Genomic DNA, 19410 nt, shown 5'->3' on the forward strand with positions numbered 1-19410 from the left:
AGTGATGTGATCCTGCGTCAATTCGACGGAGCTCAAGTGATGTTCACCTTTCAAGGACGAGTGCGAGGCCCTGCCCGACGCCGATGCACAGGGTGGCGAGGCCGGTGCCGGAGCCCGCGGCGGCGAGCTGGTGGGCGACGGCGCCGGTGATGCGGGCACCGGACGCGCCGAGGGGGTGGCCGACGGCGAGGGCGCCGCCGCGCGGGTTGACGACGGCGGGGTCGAGGCCGGGCCACTGCGACAGGCAGGCGAGGGCCTGTGCGGCGAAGGCCTCGTTGAGTTCGAGGACGCCCAGGTCGGCCAGGTCGCGGCCGGCCTTCTTCAGGGCGCGGTGCACCGCTTCGACGGGGCCCGCGCCGAAGTACTGCGGTTCGATGCCGGTGACTGCGGAGGCGCTGATCCGGGCGAGGGGCTCGCGGCCGGTGGCGCGCAGGCCGTCCTCGTCGACGAGGAGCAGGGCGGCGGCGCCGTCGTTGAGCGGGGAGGAGTTCCCGGCGGTGACGGTGCCGTCCTTGCGGAAGACCGGCCCCAGCTTGGCCAGTGCCTCGACGGTGGAGGACTCGCGGACGCATTCGTCGCGGGTGAGGTCGATGCCGTCGACGGGCACGACCTCGCCGTCGTACAGGCCCTTCTGCCATGCGGCGGCGGCCTTCTGATGGCTCGTCAGGGCGAAGGCGTCCTGGGCCTCGCGGGTGACGGAGTACCGGTCGGCGACGAGTTCGGCGCCTTCGCCCAGCGCGACCGTCCATTCCTCGGGCATCCGGGGGTTGGTCATCCGCCAGCCGAGGGTGGTGGAGTACATCTGCTGGTGCCCGGCGGGGAAGGCGCGCTCGGGCTTGGGCAGCACCCAGGGGGCGCGGCTCATGGACTCCACGCCGCCGGCGACGGCGATCGACGCGTCGCCGACTGCGACGGCGCGGGCGGCCTGGATGACGGCTTCCATGCCGGAGCCGCAGAGCCGGTTGACGGTGACGCCGGGCACGGACACCGGGAGTCCGGCGAGCAGGACCGCCATGCGGGCGACGTCGCGGTTCTCCTCGCCCGCCCCGTTGGCGTTGCCGAGGAACACGTCGTCGATCCGGGCCGGGTCCAACTCGGGGGTACGCGCGAGAAGTTGGCGCAGCACGGTGGCGGCCAGGTCGTCGGGCCTCACCTCGGCGAGCGCGCCGCCGTACTTGCCGACGGGTGTGCGTACGGCATCCACCACGTATACGTCGCGAAGCGTTGTCATCGGCCCACTGCCTCCCCGAGACCCGCTGCCTCTCCGAGACCCGCTGCCTCCCCGAGGCCCACTGCCTCTCCGAGGGCGACGGGCGCCCCCGTCTTCCCGATCAGCTCTTCGGCGCTCACGCCCGGTGCGGTCTCGACCAGTACGAGCCCGGCGCCGGTCACGTCGAGTACGCCGAGGTCGGTGATGACGCGGTGCACGCAGCTCTTGCCGGTGAGCGGCAGGGTGCACTCCCCCACGATCTTCGGGGTGCCGTCCTTGGCGGTGTGGTCGGTGAGGACGATGACGCGGCGGGCGCCGTGGACGAGGTCCATGGCACCGCCCATGCCCTTGATCATCTTGCCGGGAACCGACCAGTTGGCGAGGTCCCCGCCTGCGGAGACCTGCATGGCACCGAGGATCGCGGTGTCGATGTGGCCGCCGCGGATCATCCCGAAGGAGAGCGCGGAGTCGAAGAACGACGAGCCCGGGAGGACGGTGACCGTCTCCTTGCCCGCGTTGATGAGGTCGGGGTCGACCTGGTCCTCGGTCGGGTACGGGCCGACGCCGAGGAGCCCGTTCTCGGAGTGGAGGACGACGTCGATGCCGGAGGGGAGGTGGTTGGGGACGAGGGTCGGCAGTCCGATGCCCAGGTTCACGTAGCTGCCGTCGGTCAGCTCGGCCGCCGCGCGGGCGGCCATCTCTGCGCGGTTCCAGGCCATCAGACGCCCACCGTCCCTCGTGCCGGAGGCGCGGAGACCACGCCTCGTGCCGGAGGCGCGGAAACCATGCCTCGTGCCGGAGGCGCGGAGACCATGCCTCGTGCCGGAGGCGCGGAGACCATGCGCCGCTCGATCTGCTTGTCGGCGGCCTGGGCCGGGGTCAGTGCCACGACCCGCTGCACGAAGACGCCCGGTACGTGCACCGCGTCCGGGTCCAGCTCCCCCGGTTCGACGAGTTCCTCCACCTCGGCGATCGTCACGCGCCCCGCCATCGCGGACAGGGGGTTGAAGTTGCGGGCCGAGCGGTGGAAGACGAGGTTGCCGTGCCGGTCGCCCCTGGCGGCCCGTACGAGGGCGAAGTCGGTGCGGATGCCACGCTCCATGACGTACTCCTGCCCGTCGAAGGTGCGCACCTCCTTCGCCGGGGACGGCAGCGCGACCGAGCCGTCCGCTCCGTAACGCCACGGCAGTCCTCCGTCGGCGACCTGGGTGCCGACGCCCGCCGGGGTGAAGAACGCCGGGATCCCCGCGCCGCCCGCGCGCAGCCGCTCCGCGAGGGTGCCCTGCGGGACCAGCTCGACCTCCAGTTCGCCGCCGAGGTACTGGCGCGCGAACTCCTTGTTCTCGCCCACGTACGAACCGGTGACGCGGACGATGCGGCCCGCGGCGAGCAGGAGCCCGAGGCCTCCGCCGTCCACGCCGCAGTTGTTGGAGACGACGCTGAGGCCGTCGGGCCCTGACTCGTGGAGCGCCTGGATCAGCACGTTCGGTACGCCGCTGAGCCCGAAGCCGCCGACCGCGAGGCACGCTCCGGAGGGGATGTCGGCGACTGCTTCGGCGGCAGTGGCCCTGACCTTGTCCATGAAGGAATTCCTGACCCCAGGCTGTTCGCCTGATGAACTAGAGTTCACACTTGACTCGTCCAGAGTCTGCGTCGGCCCGTCCGGCCTGTCAATGCCCCGCCACGGGCCCGGCTACGGTTGCCGCAAGATCAGTCACGGAGAGCCGATGCCCGACACGAACCGCACCACCGCCCCCCTGCCCGCGAGCGACGACATCCCCGCCGAGGCCGTCGGCCCGCTGCTGCGCGGCCTCGACGTGCTGCGCCGGCTCACCGACGCGGGCGGCCGGCTGAGCCTCGGCGATCTCGTACGGTCCACCGGCCTGGCCCGCTCGACCGTCGACCGCATCACCCAGACCCTGGCCCGGATGGGGCACCTGCGGCTGGACGGCCGGGACGCCGCGCTCACCCCGCGGCTGATGGAGCTCGGCAACGCCTACCTCGCCTCGATCCGTCTCCCCGACCTGCTCGGCCCGCACGCGGAGCGCCTCGCGGACGCGCTCGACGAGTCGGTGTCCCTGGCGGTGCCCGACCGCGACGGCATCCGGTTCGTCCACCAGTCGACGCGGCGCCGGGCCATGTCGCTGAGCTTCCGCATCGGCGACCTACTGCCCGCCGAACGGACCGCGCCCGGCGCCCTGTTCGCCGCCGACTGGGACGCGGCCGCGTGGGCGCACTGGCGGGAGCGGCGCGCGGCCGATCCGCAGGGGCTCGGCTTCCACGCCGTGCCACCCCTGACGGATGCTCAGGACACCCCGGACGAGGCGCACTTCGCGGACCGTACGCACCGGGCGGGGGATCAGGGGTGGGCGCTGGACGACCAGTTGATCGAGCCGGGTCTCGTCGCGCTCGCCCTGCCGGTCAGCGGCCCCGACGGGCGGCCGGTGTGCGCGGTGAGCGTGGTCAGCCACACCAGCAGGCACAGCGCGGCCTCGCTGCGGAAGGCGATGCTGCCCCGGCTGCTCACCGCCGTGACCGGCATGGAGCGCGCGCTGCGCGAGGCACCGGCGACGGAGCCGGTCAAGTCGGCTACAGCGCTGGCGAGTTGGACCACCGCGTCCAAGCAGGAGCTGGGTGCCGGTTTCGTGGAGTCACTGGCGCGCGGGCTGACCGTGCTGACCGCGTTCGGCGAGGGCAGGTCGGCGCTGACGCTGACCGGTGTCGCCGAGGCGTGCGGGCTGGCGCGGGCGACCGCGCGGCGCGCGCTGATCACGTTCGAGCACCTGGGGTACGTGGAGGCGCGCGCGGGCCTTTTCCGGCCGACTCCGCAGGTGCTGGGGCTCGGCTTCCCGCCGCTGTCGCGGCTGACGCTGCCGCAGTTCGCGGAGCCGCACCTGGCCGCGCTGGCGCAGCAGGTGCACGACTCGACGTCGCTGTCCGTGCTGACGGGCACGGAGATCCAGTACACGGCGCGGGTCGCCACCAGCCGCGTCATGAACGTCAACATCACGGTGGGCACCCGGTTCCCCGCTTACGCGACCTCCATGGGCCGGGTCCTGCTGGCGGACCTGCCCGAAGGGGAGCGCGCGGAGCGGCTCGCCGGATCAAAGCCGCAGGCGCTGACCCGGCACACGGTGACCTCCGTCGAGGACCTCGGGGCACTTCTGGAGCGCGTGCGGGAGGAGCGGTTCGCCATGACGGACGGTGAGTTGGAGGAGGGCCTGCGGTCGGTGGCCGTGCCGGTGCGGGACCGGTCGGGCCGGTCGGTGGCCGCCGTCAACGTCGCCATGCACAGCAGCCGGCGCACCGCCGCGCAGTGCCGCAGCGAGGTGCTGCCCGCGCTGCGGGCGACGGCCGCGCGGATCGAGGAGGACCTCGCCGCGGCCGGGAGGTTCACCCGTACCGCGGCCTGCTGAGGCAGCAGATCAGGAACACTTGGGGCATTTGTCCGTATGCTCCGTATTTCGGTTCCTTATTCTGCGTGCTCCGGAGGTGAGATGCGGCATGGCCCGCACCTCTGTCGTCAGGCCCCGGCTTCGGTACTGGTTCGACAAGACCATGTCCCGCGGCACCCCGGCCCTGATCGGCTGGCTCTCGATGATCTGCCTGGCGATCGTCGTCCCGGTGAGCGCACTGCTGGTCTGGGCGGACCGGCGGCGGCCCACCACGCTGCACAACCAGGCCCTGGAGATCTGGAAGAACGTGAGCTGGGCGTTCAAACTGGGCGGCGGCGCGGTCGGTACGCCGGTGTTCGTGGCGCTGTCGGTCCTGCTGGCGCTGGTCGGGCTGTTCTTCGCGAGCTGCCTGGTCGGGCTGATCGCGGCCGGGGTCAACCGCAAGATCCTGGATCTGCGGCGCGGCAGGTCCATGGTCCTTGAGGACCACCACACGGTGCTCCTCGGCTGGTCGGAGCAGGTCTACCCGGTCCTCAGCGAGCTGGTGGAGGCAAATGCCACCAAGCGCCGGAGGGCGGTCGCGATCCTCGCCCCCAAGGACAAGATCGAGATGGAGGAGCTGATCCGGGCCCGGGTGCCGAGCACCCGCAACATCCGGGTGATCTGCCGCACCGGAAGCCCGGCCGACCCCGCGGACATCGAGCGGGTCAACCCGAAGGGCGCCCGGGCGGTGATCGTGCTGACGCCGGGCGGCGAGGACGGGGACGCCGATCTCGTGAAGACGCTGCTCGCCGTCACCAAGAGTCCGGGCATGCAGGACCAGCCGCACCTCGTGCTGGCCGCCGTGCAGGACGTGCGCAACCGGGACGCGGCCCGGCTCGCGGCGGGCCCGGGGGCGTGCGTGCTCAGCATCGACGACATCGCCGCCCGGCTCGTCGTGCAGACCTGCAGACAGCCCGGTCTCTCGGTGGTCTACATGGAGCTCCTGACCTACGAGGGCAACGAGTTCTACCTCACCGAGGAGCCACGGCTGGTGGGCCGCAGCTACGCCGACGCCCTCATGGCGTACGCCACCTCCGCGGTGATCGGCCTGCGCCGGGCCGACGGCTCGCTCGCCCTCAACCCGCCGTCCCAGACCCCGATCCGTGCGGGCGACGAGATCATCGCGATCTCCCGGGACGACGGCACGGTGGTCCTCTCCGACGATCCGTGGACGGTCGACACGGCGGCGATCGTCACCCCGGCGCCGCGCGTCCCGCAGCCCGAACGGACCCTGATGCTGGGCTGGAACCGGCGGGCCGCCCTGGTCATCACCGAGCTCGACCAGTACGTCGCCGAGGGCTCGGCCCTCGACGTGATCGCCCGCGAGCCCGAGCTCGCCGACACGGTCGCTTCGGTGCCGCTGGAGCGGGGGGCGCTGACGGCAGGCTTCCGGACCGGCGACGTGACCGAGCCCGGGGTGCTGCGCGGCCTGGAACTCGGGGCGTACGACCACGTGATCGTGCTCAGCGACGACGCCGACGGCACGATGGGGCTGCGCGCCGACAACCGCACCCTGGTGACCCTGCTCCAGCTGCGGCACATTGCGGGCGGGCTGGCCCGCGGGCTGCCGGTGGTCGCGGAGCTCAGCGACGACCGCAACCGGGCGCTGGCACCGATCAGCCGGAGCGACGACTTCATCGTCAGCGACCGGCTGATCAGCCTGCTGATGACCCAGGTGTCGGAGGACCGGCACCGGGCCGCGCTCTTCGAGGACCTCTTCCGGACGGAGGGCAGCGAGATCTACCTCAAGCCCGCCCGGGACTACGTGCGGCTGGGGCACGAGACGGACTTCTACACGGTGGTGGAGTCGGCCCGCCGCCAGGGGCAGTCGGCGATCGGCTACCGGCGGCTGTCGGAGGCGGCCGGGCCGCCGTCGTTCAGCGTCCACCTCAACCCGGACAAGAGGCGGACGCTGCGGTTCGCCGAGGGCGACAGCGTGATCGTGATGGCGGAGGACTGAGCGCGCAGGCGAATCGATTCCGCGCGCCGGTTCCGCGCACCGGCAGCGGGATGCGGCGATGTGCTGTAGTTGACACCGCAATTGGCCCGCAGTCCCGCACCGAAGGAGCCCTCGTGGCACTCTCCCGCGAAGAACGCGCACGCTTCCTGGCCGAACCGCACATCGGCGCCCTGTCCGTGGAGGGCGGCCCCGGCCGCGCCCCGCTGACCGTGCCCATCTGGTACCAGTACGCCCCTGACGGCGAGCTGTGGATCCTCACCGGCATCAACTCCCGCAAGGCGGAGCTGATCCGGGCCGCCGGCCGCTTCACGCTCATGGCCGACGTCACGGAGCCGACCATCCGCTACGTGTCCGTGGAGGGCCCCCTCGTCTCCTCGGAGAAGGGCACCCGGGAGCAGCTGACCGAGATGGCCGCCCGCTATCTGCCCGCCGACAAGGTCGAGGGGTACGTCGACTGGTCCTGGAAGGAGCACGGGGAGCAGGTCGCCTTCACGATGCGCCCCGAGCGGTGGCTGAGCGCGGACCTGGGCTCGGTCTGAGCGTCCCGCGTGACGCAGTGATCCTGACGGGACTGCCGGGGGTGACGTGGCGATTCTGACAGGACGACCTGGTTCCGGATCTCAGGGCTGGCCCTGATGCCAGGCCCGCCCCGGCTGCCTATGGTTGTTCTCACCGGCACCGTTCCGGGGACGACGACGGGGGAAGACGGGGGTCTCGGGGGAGACGTCGTCCCGGAACGGTTCGCTGGTACCTCTTGCTGCGGGCGGCCTGGCCGCCCACGAAGCCGCTCAGGCCGCCCGCAGATACGTGAGCACGGCCCGCACCCTCCGGTGGTCGTGCAGATCGGTCTCCAGCGCCAGCTTGGCGAGGATGTTGCGGACGTGCGTCTCGACCGTCTTCGCACCGATCACCAGGGAACGGGCGATGGCGTCGTTGCTCCGGCCCTCGGCCATCAGGGCCAGCACTTCGCGTTCCCTGGCGGTGAGTTCGTCGAGCGGGCCCGGTGCGCGCGGGGTGTTCAGCAGCCGGTCCACCACCTGCGGGTCCAGGACGCTCTCCCCCGCCGCGACGCGCTTGAGGGCGCTGCCGAGTTCGTCGATGTCGGCGACCCGCTCCTTGAGGAGATAGCCGAAGCCGCGCGGATCCTCGGCCAGGGCCCGTACCGTGTCGGTCGCCTCGACGTACTGGGACAGCAGCAGGACGCCCGTGCCCGGCCACCGGGCGCGGATCTCGGCGGCTGCCCTGAGGCCCTCGTCGGTGTGGGTGGGCGGCATCCGGATGTCGAGGAGGACGGCGTCCGGGCGGTGTTCGGCGACCAGGGCGGGCAGCCCCGTCGCATCGCCGAGTTCGGCGGCGACGTCGAATCCGGCGTCGGTGAGGAGCCGTACGATCCCCTGTCTGAGGATCGCCGAGTCCTCGGCAACTATCACCCGCACGGAAGCTCCGCCCTGATTCTGGTCCCGCCGCCTGCGGGAGAGTCCACCTGCAGTATCCCGTCCACGGCGGCCAGCCGGTCGGCCAGGCCCCGCAGTCCGCTGCCGCGCGCGGTGTCGGCGCCGCCGATGCCGTCGTCGACGGTCTCGACGACGAGCCGGTCCCCGCTCTGCCGGGCGGAGACGCTGACGGCCCTGGCGCGGGCGTGCTTGGCCGCGTTGGCGAGGGCCTCGCAGACGGTGAAGTACGCGGTGGACTCCACCACCGGGTCGTAGCGCCGGGGTTCGGCGGCGACCACCACGGGCACCGCGGCCTGCTGGGCGAGGGCCCTGAGCGCGGGGCCGAGGCCCTCGCGGGTGAGGACGGCGGGGTGGATGCCGTGGGCGATGCCGCGCAGTTCTTCGAGGGCCATGGTGAGGCTCTCCTCGACCTCGCCGACGGAGCGGCGCAGCGACGGGTCGGGGTGGTCGGCCAGGCCCTTGTCGACGCGGCGCAGCGCCATCAGGGCGAAGACGAGGCGGGCCTGCGCGCCGTCGTGCAGGTCCCGCTCCAGGCGTCCCCGCTCGGCGTCCGCCGCCCGTACGATCCGCGACGTGACCTCCTTGGCCTGGGTCCGCAGCCATACGTTCTCCAGGGCGAGCCGCAGTGCCGCGCCGACGGCTTCGAGGAGCTCGGGGTCCTCGTCGAGCGCGGGGTCGTGGTGCAGGAGGGCCAGCGGGGTGCCCCGGGAGGAGTCGACGCGGGTGCGTCCCGCACCCTCGCCGCGCACGGTCTCGCCCGCCCCGTCGGCGTACGCGCCCTCCTCCTCCTGCCAGAGGCCGAGCCGCAGCCCGGGGTCGCCGAGCACCCGGCCGAGCACGTCGCGCACCCGGTCCTGGTCGGGGTCGGTGCCGAGGTCGATGACGAGGTCGCCGACCTCGGCGCGCTGCAGGCGCATCCGCAGCAGCCCCACCAGGAAGGCGACGGGGACGGCGACCTGGGCGAGGTCGGACAGCAGGAAGACCGCTTCCTGGAAGGTGCCGGCCGGGGGCATGGGAAGCAGCACGAACAGCAGGTCCCACAGGAGGAACGCGGAAGCGAGCGCGATGGCGATCCAGGCGGGCAGCAGGGCTCTGCGGCGGGCCACCGAGGCCTGCTGCCAGCGCCGCACGATCGCACCGACGAGCACGATCGAGACCACCCAGCCGATCACGCGGTAGACGGTGTCGACGGGGGTGAAGAGGTCGGCGAGGGCGGGGACGTGCAGCAGGTTGGGGCCGCAGTCGTCGCAGGACAGGTACGTGGCCTCGGTGGCGACGGCGGCGGGGTCGTAGGTCAGCGCGCGCAGCAGACCGCCGAAGGCGACCAGGCCGTACGAGAGGGCGACGAGGCGGCGGGCGAGCGCGGAGCCGAGGCGGCCGTCGGGGAAGGAGAGGACCAGGTGGACGAGGACGGCCATGTTGAGCGCCTCCCACCAGGCGCCCAGCGCGAACAGGGCGGGCGCTCCGGTGCCCTGGAGGTTGCCCAGGAACCAGGTGATGCCCTCGGCGATCATCAGCTGTCCGGTGCGGTTGGCGGGCCGGTGCCACCAGGCGGTGAGGCCGCCGCCCGCGTAGGCGAGGCCGACGGCCAGGTCACGGGCGACGTCGCCGGCTGAGCCGCCCGCGCGCACGTACGCCCAGCTGCCCGCGGACGCGGAGACGGCCGCGACGAGTGCCGCCGCGGCCATGCGTATCCGGAGGGTTCTGGTGCTGGTCCGGGGGGTGCCCGGGAGTCTGTCTCTCTGCCGTTCCACGGCCCACACGGTAGGCCATCGGGGGCGCGGAGAGATCCGTCGCGGGAGTGCTTCCGATAGATGTCCAGGGCACCTTTCACCGGGACGGCGAGACCGGTGCGGAGCGGGTCGGGCTGCTCGTCGGTGAGGGGGAGGGTGCGGCGGTCGGCGGGGAGGGCGGACGGGCCCCACCTTGCGCCGCCACGGCATGGTGACCGCGCTGCCGGTGTTGAGGACGAGGATCGTGCGCGGGTTGGCGGCGGACACCGCGTCGATGAGTTCGTCCTGGTGAGCGGGGAGGGCGAGGGAGGGGAGGTCGCCGCTGCCGCCGAGCGCGCCGTCCTCGCCGTTGAAGGCGAGGACGACCGGGGTGTGTACGCGGCGGGCGGGCTTCGCCGCGGCGGCGGGCGAGTCGGCGCGCTGCTCGGGCGTCGCCAGGCCGAGGCGGACCGGGACCGGGCCTCGGCCGAGCACGGTTCCGTCCCGGCCGATGGCCACGGTCGTGCGCCCGCACGACGTGCTGCCGGTCGGCCCGACCGGGGCCGCCCTGGCTCTCGGCGGAGCCCGCCCCCGCCGTCCCCGGCCTCCCGCCGGACGCGCTCCACACCGTGCACTCCACGCTGTGCACTCCGCGCCGTGCTCGCCACACCCTGCACTCCGCGCCGCGCGCTCCAGACCGTGTACTCGGCACCGCGTACTCCGCACCGCACTCCGCGCTGTGCCGCGGCCCCCTCCAGGTCCACCCCCGCGGCCTGTGATCCTCAACGCGCCCTCGAATGCGCCCACTTCGGCGGATCAGGACTAGTCTCACCATTCCTTGCACCCGCCATGGAATCGGAGCGAGCCGTGCCGATGCCCCTGCCGGACCAGCCCGACGACTGGACCGAACCCGGCGCCCACGCCGTGAGCGACCGCGTCCACCGCATTCCGCTGCCACTCCCCCTGGACACCCTCGCCGCCGTCAACGTCTACGTGATCGAGGACGCCGAGGGCCCGGTCCTGATCGACTCCGGCTGGGCGCGCCCGGAGACCGAGAAGGCCCTCGCCAAGGCGCTGTCCACGCTCGGGTACGGACTCGGCGACATCTCCCAGATCCTGGTGACCCACGCCCACTGGGACCACTACACACAGGCGCTGGCCCTGCGCGCGTCCCTGGGCTCCCGGGTGCGCATCGGGCGCGGCGAGCGGCACTCCATCGAGGGCTTCGACCTGAGCCGGGGCCCGCACCCCCGGCAGGCCGCGCAGCTGCGGACCTGTGGCGCGGGCGAGTTGGCGGACCGGGTCGACGCGTGGCCGGTCACGCCCGAGGAGCGGGCGATGCCGTGCGGCCCGCCGGACGCCTGGCTCGACGACGGCGAACAGGTCCGGCTCGCCGACCGGCGGCTGTCGGTGGTGGCGACGCCGGGGCACACCCGGGGGCACGTGGTGTTCGGCGACCCGGCGGCGGGCCTGCTGTTCGCGGGCGACCACGTACTGCCGCACATCACGCCGTCCGTGGGCTTCGAGCCCGTACCGGAGAAGTCCCCGCTGCGCTCCTTCCAGCAGTCCCTGCGCCTCGTACGGGAGTTGCCCGACGCGCTCCTGCTGCCCGCGCACGGCGGGGTGACCACCAGCGTGCACACCCGCGTCGACGAACTCCTCGCCCATCACGAGGAGCGGCTGGACGCGGTGCTCCGCGAGGTGCGGGCGGGGGCCTTCACCGCGTTCGCCGTGGCGCGGGCGCTGCCGTGGACCCGCAGGCTGCGCCGTCTCGACGACCTGCCCGACCAGCACCGGATGCTGGCGGTCCTGGAGATCGACGCGCACCTGGAGGTGCTGACCGAGGCGGGCGTGCTGTCCTGGGCGCACGTCGAGGGGGTACGGCACTTCGCCGTGCGGGGCTAGGACGACGCCACAGCGGTACGGGGGCGGAGCGCGGGACCGGTTATGCTCCGGCCGCCCGCTCCCGCACCTGCCGCACCTGTCATACCCGAAAGGACACTTCCGTGATCGTCGTCGCCGGTGAGGCCCTGATCGACCTCGTACCGCAGGCCGGGGGCGACGCCCTGGCTCCGCTGCTGCCCGCGCGCGGCGGCGGTCCGTACAACACGGCCGTGGCGCTCGGCCGGCTCGGCGCGGACGTCGCCTTCTGCTCGCGGATCTCGACCGACGCCTTCGGCGCCTCGCTCGTCGAGCGGCTGCACCGGGAGAAGGTGTCCACCGATCTGCTCCAGCGCGGCCCCGAGCCGACCACGCTCGCCGTCACCTCGATCGGCGCGGACGGCTCGGCGGCATACAGCTTCCACGTCGAGGGCTGCGCGGACCGGCTCTTCGAGACGCCCGCCCACCTCCCGGACACCGTACGGGCGTTGTCGTTCGGCACCTGCTCCCTCGTGCTCGAACCCGGGGCCTCCGCCTACGAGGAGCTGATGCGGCGGGAGGCGGCGCGCGGCACCTTCGTCGCGCTCGACCCGAACATCCGGGCGGGGCTGATCTCCGACCCGGACGCCTACCGGGCCAGGTTCCGCGGCTGGCTCCCGCACGTCTCGCTGCTGAAGCTGAGCGAGGAGGACGCCGACTGGCTGGGGCACGACGTCGAGGGCTGGCTCGCGGCGGGTCCAGCGGCGGTCGTCGTGACCCGGGGCGCGGCGGGGCTGACCGCGTTCGTACGGGGCGGGGAGCACTCCGTGCCCGGCGTCCCGGTCGACGTCGTCGACACCATCGGGGCGGGGGACACGGTGAACGCGGCGCTTCTGCACGCCCTGTCCGCACGCGGCCCGCTGACCGCGCGGGCGCTGGCCGGGCTGGACGGCGAAGGCTGGCGCGAGGTGCTGGGGCTCGCCGCCCGTGCGGCGGCGCTGACCTGCTCGCGGGCGGGTGCGGAACCGCCGTACGCACACGAGCTGCAGGCCCTCCCTGGCCGTGATGTGCGCCCCACCCGGAGCGGTTGACACGAAGGCGGCCAAGAGGCCAATTCCCTGTGCCGTACCGGTGAGTTCGTGAAACGATACTGCCTCCGCGATCACTCCTGTCCCAGGGAGACCGGATGTCCCAGAGTTCGAGCACTCCCCCCGCCGGTCAGGCGGAGATCACCGCTTTCGTGCGCGACTGCTGGCAGCGTACGAAGGCGGCCAGGCCGCTGCCCGTGGTCGTCCTCCTCGGGCGCCCCGGCAGCGGCAAGACGCATGCGCTCGACCATCTGGCCCGGCAGGGGGCGCGGTTCCTCACCGCCCGGGTCGACTTCGGGCCGCGCGGTGCGCAGCGCCCGTACGAGACCGCCAGGCACCTGGCGTTCCTGCTCGCCCGCAAGCACGACAGCGTGCACGCGCCGCGGTTCCCCCGGCTGATGCTCGGGCTGCTCGCGGTCAGCATTCCGCCGCTGTCCCGCGACAGCCGCGTCGTCGCGCGCCGTGAGCTCAAGGAAGCGCTGAACTCGGCCCGTTCCGGCGAACTGGCCCAGACCGCGGAGGGTGCGGCGGAGGCCATCGAGTCCCTGGGGCTGGTCCCGTCGGGGATCCCCGTACCGCTGCCGCTGCTGGCCGGTCTGCTGCTGCGCGGCGTCCGGCGGCTCCCGTCGTCGGCCGCCTTCAACCCGTTCCTCAAGAGCGCGCTGAAGTCCTTCGGCGACGACAGCGCCCCGGCGGGCTTCGACGCCCTGATCGACCTCAACCACCTGCACCACGGCGGGATCCCGGAGGACGCCAAGGACGTCGACGCCATTCTGTGCAAGGCGTTCCTCGACGACCTCGGCGCCGCCTTCACCGGCGGCGACCGGCTCTACCACTGCCTCGTCCTGCTCGACAACATCGCTTCCCCGCACGGCACCCCGTTCCTCGAACTGCTCTGCGACCTCCGTCAGGAGCGCGCCTCCCGGGGGGCGTACGACCCGCTGCTGGTCGTCGCCACCGGCGCCACCACCCGTGTCCTGCCGGAGTCGGCCGACGGCAACGGCAACGGCACGACCCTCCGGATCTTCGCGCCCGGCCAGCTGTCGTACGCCGCCTGGCGGCCCCGGCCGGACGCACCTCCGCCCAGCTGGTGGTGTCCGGTGCTACTGCGCGACCTGACGGAGACCGAGGTCGCGCGGGAGGCCACCGAGTACGAGGCGGCGCGGCCCGGCGCGGCGGGCCGCCCGGCGGCGCGCGTACTGCGGGGCACGGCTCCGCTGGTCCACCGGCTGACGTACGGCCACCCGTGGAGCGTCAGCACGCTGCACACGTTCCTGGCGGGCATACGCGCCGGGGGCCCGACCGACGACGATCTGCGCGGCCTGCTCCAGGCGCACCCGCAGGGGGCACAGTCCGACCCGTCGCTGGCCGAGGCCATCCGCCGCCGGCTGCTGTCCGGGTTCACCTCGGACCAGCGGCAGGCCGCCGCGTTCGTGGCCGCGGCCCGCACCCCGAGGGCCGCCGTCAACGCGGGGCTGCTGAACGACCGGCCCGAGCACGCCAGGGACACCCTGATGCGGGAGCTGCGGGACCGGCTGTGGCTGTCGGTCCGGGTGCCCGAGGACGCCCACACCCGGGGCGGGCGCGGCCCTTCGGGCTATCTGCTGCCCAGCCGCCGTTCGGACTCCGCCCGCACCACCGACCACACCTACGACGAGCAGCCGGTCCTGCACCCGTGGCTGCGGCTGCTGCTCCTCGACGAGCTCGCCGAAGTGCCGGGCGGCTCCCTGGAGCGCTGGACCAGGCTGCACGGCGACCTCGCGCGGTGGCACAGGGACCAGCACCAGCCGCTCGACGAGCTCTACCACCTGCTGGCGAACAATCAGCTCGACACCGTCGTCGGCCGTTTCCTGGCGGGGCTGGACGCGGGGGACCTGGTGCCCTGGCTGCGCGAGCTGTACCACGTGACCGCCGCGCCCATGTACACCGTGCACCTGTCCGACGCCTCGCCGCAGCGGCTGGCTGGCGAGCTCGCCCACGACTACGCGCCGCGCGCGTACGCCGACCCGGCCAGGGGCCGACCGCTCGCCGAGCTCTGTGCCGCGCTGTGGCTGGCGGGCGACCCGCGCCGCCGACTGCCGGCCGGTGCGCCGGAGCTCAACCACAAGATCGGCGCCATGTTCCGGCAGGTGGCCATGGTGGCCGACTCGGACGCCACGTCCTTGCTGGCCGAAGCCGTCCGCTACACGGACTGACCGGGCGACACGGCAGACCGGCCCCGCCCGGCGCTGTCCGGCCCGATCCGGCAGACCGGCCCCACCGAGCAGAGGAGCTTCGCAGATGCAGTGGCCCTGGAGCAGGTCCCGCCCCCGGCCCGACGACTGGGGCACCGTACTGCCGCCCTGGTGGCGGCGGAGGCGGAGCAGAGCGGTCGCCCTCGTCGCCGCGCTCGCGGTGCTGGGCGGCGGGCTGTTCCTGCTGCTGCGGCCCGACCCGCCCAGGCCTCCGGTGGACACCTCGTGCGCGACGGGCGTCGAACGGGTCGCGGGCGTCTGCGTCGGCGTCACCGACGGCAGTTACGTCTTCGACAAGAAGAACCTCGGCAGCCTGTTCGCCAAGATCCACCAGGAGAACGCCGCGGTCGAGGCCCAGTCGACGAAGAGCGACCGGCCGAGCAGCCGCGTCAGCATCGTCTACCTGATGTCGATGGTCCCGGGCGAGAAGGACTCCAACACCCTCGATTCGGTGCGGCACGAGATACAGGGCGCCTACACCGCGCAGATGGAGGCCAACCGGTCCAACAAGTACGGCGACGTACCGAAGATCAAGCTGTTGCTGGCGCACATCGGCAACGGCGCCGCCCAGGCCTCCGCCACGCTGGAGCAGATCCGGCTGCGCACGCCCAAGGACCGCATCGTCGCGGTCGCGGGTCTCGGCACCAGCACGGACGCCACCGAGGGCCTGATCCGCAGGATCACGGCGGAGGCGACGCCCCCGGACGGGTCGACGGCGAAGCCCGCCGCGCCCGGTCTCGACCTGGGCGCCGTGGGTTCGGTGCTGACCGCCGACACGCTGAGCGGAGTGCCGGGTCTGGTCCGCGTCGCGCCGGTCAACTCGGACGAGGCGTTCGCCGCGGCGGCGTTCCTCCAGAAGGAGGAGTACGCGAAGAAGCGGGTGCTGGTCGTCCAGGACAAGCGGAAGGACGACCAGTACACGCAGACGCTGGGCGACAGGTTCCTGGCCGCCTTCCCCAAGAACCGGCTGGCCGCCGCGGAACCGGAGATGTACGACTCGTCGCGGGCCGGGGTGGCGACCGCGTTCAAGACCCGGATGTCGACCATCTGCGCGGCGAAACCGGACGTCATCTACTTCGCGGGCCGCGGCATCGACCTGCCGCGCTTCCTCGCGCCGCTGAAGGACCGCCCGTGCGCGAAGGACCGCCAGGTGCTGGTGATCTCCGGCGACGACGCCTCGCAGACCGCGCAGGCGGCGGGCTTCCAGGACATCAAGGACACGCTGAAGCACGGCAACGTGCGGCTGGTCTACACCGGCCTCGCACACCCGGGGAGCTGGGCCCTGCGGCAGGACGCGTACCCGGGCGCGGCGCAGTCGTCGTTCGGTGCCGGCGGCCGGTTCCGTACGTCGTTCAAGGGGGAGGCGCTGGACGACGGGCAGGCCATCATGGGCCATGACGCGGTGCTCACGGCGGTCGCCGGGATCCGGCTCGCCGCCGCCAACTCGGAGACCAACGGCACGGTGACCGGCTCGGACGTCATCCAGATCTGGGGTTCCCTGAGAGGCACGGAGATGGTGCGCGGCGCCAGCGGGCTGATCTCGTTCAAGAACGACGGGTCCCCCGAACAGAAGGCGATCCCGATCATCGAGATCGCATCCGACGGCTCGGTCCGCACCCTCGCGGTCTCGGCCCGGGGCGGAAAGCCGCTGACGTGACCGAGTGCCGCACCGGGGCACCCGGCCACTGACACCCGGCGCTGACGCGACCAGGTGCCGCACCGTGGCACCCGGCCACTCGTGTCACCGGGGGCTTCCCCGGCACGTCCACCGGGCAGAGAGGAAGGGTGACTCCCTCGGCCGAGCATCCCGCCCCGTCCGTACCACCGGTCCCGCCCGGTCGTGCGCCCGGCGATGCGCCCCCGCCACCCGTCCGCTCCCGCCGGGCGCTGGTCGCGGGGTCGGTCGGGAATTTCGTCGAGTGGTACGAGTTCGGCGTCTACGGCTACTTCGCGACGGTCATCGCGGCGAACTTCTTCACCCCCGAGGGTGGCGGCGACGCGGAGGCGCTGGTCAAGACGTACGCGTCGTTCGCGCTGGCGTTCTTCTTCCGGCCGGTGGGGGCCGCGCTGTTCGGCCGGCTGGGCGACCGGATCGGGCGGCGGCCGACGCTGATCGTGGTCATCGTGCTGATGACGGCCGCGACGACGCTGATCGGTCTGCTGCCGACGTACGCCACGATCGGTGCGGCGGCGCCCTGGCTGCTGACCCTGCTGCGGATCCTCCAAGGGCTCTCCGCGGGCGGGGAGTTCGGGGGTGCGGTGTCGCTGCTGACGGAGTTCGCCCCGGCCGGGCGGCGCGGGCTCTACGGGTCGTGGCAGTCCTTCACCGTGGCGCTCGGGCTGCTCGGCGGCGCGGGCGTGGCGGCGCTGCTCGCCACCGTGCTGACGGCGGACGCGCTGAACGACTGGGGCTGGCGGGTGCCGTTCCTGCTGACCCTGCCGCTGGGCCTGGTCGCGCTGTGGCTGCGGCTGCGCCTGGAGGAGACACCCAACTTCCGCACGGAGAAGGAGATTTCCACCGAACCACCCCGCACGGTCGACGTGCTGCGGGCGATCGTGCTGGGCGCCGGACGGATCATGGGGTGGGCGGCCGCCGGTTACACCTTCCTGGTCGTCCTGCCGTCGTACCTCCAGTCCACCCTGCACGCCTCCTTCCGGGAGGCGCTCGTGGCCACCGTGCTCGCCAATCTCGGCTTCGCCGTGTCGATCGTCCCGGCGGGTCTGCTGAGCGACCGGATCGGGCGGCGGGCGGTCATGCTGACCGGGGCGGTCCTGGTCGCCGCGCTCTCCCTGCCGCTGATCAACCTCCTCCAGGATCCGGGGACTTCGACGGCGGGGAAGGGCGCAGCCGTCTTCGTCGCGGGTGCGGTGGTCGGACTGATGGCAGGACCCGGGCCCGCGATGCTGGCCGAGATGTTCCCGACGTCCGTCCGCTGCACCGGCCTCGGCCTCGCGTACGCCCTGTCGAACGCGGTGTTCTCCGGCTGCGCGGGCCTCATCATCACCGAGCTGATCAAACGGACCGGCGACGCGGACATCCCCGCCTACTACGCGGCCGGGGCGTGCGCCGTCAGCGTGCTCGCCCTGCTGACACTGCGCGGCGACGACCACCGGCAGCCGCTGCGATGAGGGTCGTCGGGCTGATGTCGGGGACGTCGTACGACGCGATCGACGCGGCGGCAGCGGAACTCACCCTGAACGAGGGCGTGTTGACCATGTCTCCGCTCGGGATGATCAGTGCACGGTACGACGAGGGGCTGCGGGCCGCACTCGCCGGCGCGCTCCCCCCGTCCCGTACCACCCTGGCCGAGGTGTGCCGCCTGGACACCCTGATCGGGCAGGCCTTCGCCGCCCTGGCCGCCCGCGCGGACCGAGAACTGTGCGCGGGGCAAGCGGAGTTGATCGCCTCGCACGGGCAGACCGTCTACCACTGGGTGGCGGAAGGCCGGGCGTACGGCACGCTGCAGATCGGGCAGAGCGCCTGGATCGCGGAGGCGACGGGCCGCCCGGTGGTGTCCGACTTCCGTCCTGCCGACCTCGCGGCGGGCGGGCAGGGCGCTCCTCTGGTGAGCCTGCTGGACCTGCTGTGGCTGCGCGGGCGGCCCGGGGTGCCGGTCGCCCTGAACCTGGGCGGGATCGCCAACGTCACCGTCCCCTCGCCCGGTGCCCCGCTCGCCTTCGACACCGGCCCGGCCAACGCCCTCCTCGACGCGGCCGTCCAGGACCTGACGGGCGGCCGGTTCGGGTACGACGCGGAGGGTGCGCTCGCTGCGGCCGGGAAGGTCCACGAGCCCTTGCTGCGGCGGCTGTTGGCGGAACCGTACTACCGTCTGCCCGCCCCGAAGACGACGGGCAAGGAGCTGTTCCACCTGCCCTATCTGCGGGCCGCCCTGGAGGGGTTCGGCGCGCTGCCCGCGGCCGACGTCCTCGCCACGCTGACCCGGCTCACCGCGCGGACGGTCGCCGACGCGGTACGGCCGCTGGGCGCGACCGAGGTGATCGCCTCGGGCGGCGGCACCCGCAACCCGGTCCTGCTGGCGGCGCTGCGGGACGAGCTGGGCGGCAGGGTGCCGGTGCGGCCGTCGGACGAGCTCGGGCTGCCGTCCGACGCGAAGGAGGCGTACGCCTTCGCGGTGCTGGGCTTCCTGACCCTGCACGGGCTGCCGGGCAACGTGCCGCAGTGCACGGGGGCCGCCGGGCCGCGCGTCCTGGGGAAGATCACTCCAGGGCGCGGGGGCCTGCGGCTGCCGGAGGCGGACGGCCCGGTCGAACGTCTCATACTGCGCTGAGGCGCGCCCTGCCCCGCACCGGAAGCGCGCCTCTCCCCCGCACGGGAAGCGAGCCCCGCCGCCCCGCCGCGCCGACGCGCCGACGCGCCGACCTACTGACCCGCCGACCTACTGACCCGCTGGCCCGCCGGCCCGCTGGCCCGCCGGCCGCCGTATACGCAGACGT

The 19410-nt window shown here is 73.1% G+C and carries 14 protein-coding genes; 9 read left to right on the forward strand and 5 right to left on the reverse strand.

All coding sequences use genetic code 11. The annotated features are described in order from the left end of the window. Positions 1 to 43: 43 nt before the first annotated feature. From ACH4SP_RS34590 to ACH4SP_RS34600, 3 genes are read right to left on the reverse strand one after another with little or no spacing between them, the layout of a single operon-like run. On the reverse strand, positions 44 to 1231 hold the full coding sequence (locus tag ACH4SP_RS34590; protein WP_398420988.1) for a thiolase family protein: 1188 nt from the start codon (positions 1229 to 1231) through the stop codon (positions 44 to 46). After that, the gene (locus ACH4SP_RS34595) at positions 1228 to 1929 is read right to left on the reverse strand and encodes a 3-oxoacid CoA-transferase subunit B (RefSeq protein WP_398420990.1); all 702 of its coding nucleotides are present in this window, start codon (positions 1927 to 1929) and stop codon (positions 1228 to 1230) included. The genes ACH4SP_RS34590 and ACH4SP_RS34595 overlap by 4 nt, the downstream gene beginning before the upstream one ends. After that, positions 1929 to 2792 (reverse strand): CoA transferase subunit A, encoded by an 864-nt coding sequence (locus tag ACH4SP_RS34600; RefSeq protein ID WP_398420992.1) that lies wholly within the window; start codon positions 2790 to 2792, stop codon positions 1929 to 1931. The genes ACH4SP_RS34595 and ACH4SP_RS34600 overlap by 1 nt, the downstream gene beginning before the upstream one ends. Positions 2793 to 2937: 145 nt before the next feature. On the opposite strand from ACH4SP_RS34600, the gene ACH4SP_RS34605 reads away from it, so the two are divergent. The 3 genes from ACH4SP_RS34605 (at position 2938) to ACH4SP_RS34615 (ending at position 7146) form a co-directional block, all read left to right on the forward strand. Beyond that, complete coding sequence (locus ACH4SP_RS34605) at positions 2938 to 4626, forward strand: IclR family transcriptional regulator C-terminal domain-containing protein (RefSeq protein WP_398420994.1); 1689 nt, start codon at positions 2938 to 2940, stop codon at positions 4624 to 4626. 88 nt (positions 4627 to 4714) lie between these two features. Next, positions 4715 to 6607: an NAD-binding lipoprotein gene (locus ACH4SP_RS34610; protein ID WP_398420996.1), complete on the forward strand. Its 1893-nt coding sequence runs from the start codon at positions 4715 to 4717 to the stop codon at positions 6605 to 6607. A gap of 113 nt (positions 6608 to 6720) precedes the next feature. Then, entirely contained in the window at positions 6721 to 7146 is a 426-nt protein-coding gene (locus ACH4SP_RS34615; RefSeq protein WP_398420998.1) for a pyridoxamine 5'-phosphate oxidase family protein, read from the forward strand. 249 nt (positions 7147 to 7395) lie between these two features. Here the strand turns inward: ACH4SP_RS34615 and ACH4SP_RS34620 are convergent, their stop codons facing one another. Beyond that, positions 7396 to 8037: a LuxR C-terminal-related transcriptional regulator gene (locus ACH4SP_RS34620; protein WP_398421204.1), complete on the reverse strand. Its 642-nt coding sequence runs from the start codon at positions 8035 to 8037 to the stop codon at positions 7396 to 7398. Next, positions 8034 to 10580 (reverse strand): histidine kinase, encoded by a 2547-nt coding sequence (locus tag ACH4SP_RS34625; protein ID WP_398421000.1) that lies wholly within the window; start codon positions 10578 to 10580, stop codon positions 8034 to 8036. The genes ACH4SP_RS34620 and ACH4SP_RS34625 overlap by 4 nt, the downstream gene beginning before the upstream one ends. A gap of 66 nt (positions 10581 to 10646) precedes the next feature. Here ACH4SP_RS34625 and ACH4SP_RS34630 point away from each other — a divergent pair, with 66 nt between their 5' ends. From ACH4SP_RS34630 to ACH4SP_RS34655, 6 genes are all read left to right on the forward strand, one after another. Continuing rightward, positions 10647 to 11678 (forward strand): MBL fold metallo-hydrolase, encoded by a 1032-nt coding sequence (locus ACH4SP_RS34630; RefSeq protein ID WP_398421206.1) that lies wholly within the window; start codon positions 10647 to 10649, stop codon positions 11676 to 11678. A 101-nt stretch (positions 11679 to 11779) separates the two neighbouring features. Further along, positions 11780 to 12724 (forward strand): carbohydrate kinase, encoded by a 945-nt coding sequence (locus tag ACH4SP_RS34635; RefSeq protein ID WP_398421002.1) that lies wholly within the window; start codon positions 11780 to 11782, stop codon positions 12722 to 12724. Positions 12725 to 12819: 95 nt separating this feature from the next. Then, positions 12820 to 14916, forward strand: coding sequence for a hypothetical protein (locus ACH4SP_RS34640; protein ID WP_398421004.1), 2097 nt, complete (start codon positions 12820 to 12822; stop codon positions 14914 to 14916). An 85-nt stretch (positions 14917 to 15001) separates the two neighbouring features. Continuing rightward, complete coding sequence (locus ACH4SP_RS34645; protein ID WP_398421006.1) at positions 15002 to 16612, forward strand: ABC transporter substrate-binding protein; 1611 nt, start codon at positions 15002 to 15004, stop codon at positions 16610 to 16612. Positions 16613 to 16842: 230 nt separating this feature from the next. Beyond that, complete coding sequence (locus tag ACH4SP_RS34650; RefSeq protein WP_398421208.1) at positions 16843 to 18084, forward strand: MFS transporter; 1242 nt, start codon at positions 16843 to 16845, stop codon at positions 18082 to 18084. Next, positions 18081 to 19244, forward strand: coding sequence for an anhydro-N-acetylmuramic acid kinase (locus ACH4SP_RS34655; RefSeq protein WP_398421008.1), 1164 nt, complete (start codon positions 18081 to 18083; stop codon positions 19242 to 19244). Before ACH4SP_RS34650 ends, ACH4SP_RS34655 begins: the two co-directional genes overlap by 4 nt. Positions 19245 to 19410 lie beyond the last annotated feature (166 nt).

The sequence above is a fragment of the Streptomyces sp. NPDC021093 genome, from assembly GCF_044333135.1.
GTDB lineage: Bacteria > Actinomycetota > Actinomycetes > Streptomycetales > Streptomycetaceae > Streptomyces.

Bases quoted from the DNA above. Each gene is read 5' to 3' on its own strand.
- ACH4SP_RS34655 (WP_398421008.1), top strand. From the start codon at position 18,081: ATGAGGGTCGTCGGGCTGATGTCGGGGACGTCGTACGACGCGATCGAC.
- ACH4SP_RS34645 (WP_398421006.1), top strand. From the start codon at position 15,002: ATGCAGTGGCCCTGGAGCAGGTCCCGCCCCCGGCCCGACGACTGGGGC.
- ACH4SP_RS34600 (WP_398420992.1), bottom strand. From the start codon at position 2,792: ATGGACAAGGTCAGGGCCACTGCCGCCGAAGCAGTCGCCGACATCCCC.
- ACH4SP_RS34610 (WP_398420996.1), top strand. From the start codon at position 4,715: ATGGCCCGCACCTCTGTCGTCAGGCCCCGGCTTCGGTACTGGTTCGAC.
- ACH4SP_RS34640 (WP_398421004.1), top strand. From the start codon at position 12,820: ATGTCCCAGAGTTCGAGCACTCCCCCCGCCGGTCAGGCGGAGATCACC.
- ACH4SP_RS34605 (WP_398420994.1), top strand. From the start codon at position 2,938: ATGCCCGACACGAACCGCACCACCGCCCCCCTGCCCGCGAGCGACGAC.
- ACH4SP_RS34630 (WP_398421206.1), top strand. From the start codon at position 10,647: ATGCCCCTGCCGGACCAGCCCGACGACTGGACCGAACCCGGCGCCCAC.
- ACH4SP_RS34590 (WP_398420988.1), bottom strand. From the start codon at position 1,231: ATGACAACGCTTCGCGACGTATACGTGGTGGATGCCGTACGCACACCC.
- ACH4SP_RS34595 (WP_398420990.1), bottom strand. From the start codon at position 1,929: ATGGCCTGGAACCGCGCAGAGATGGCCGCCCGCGCGGCGGCCGAGCTG.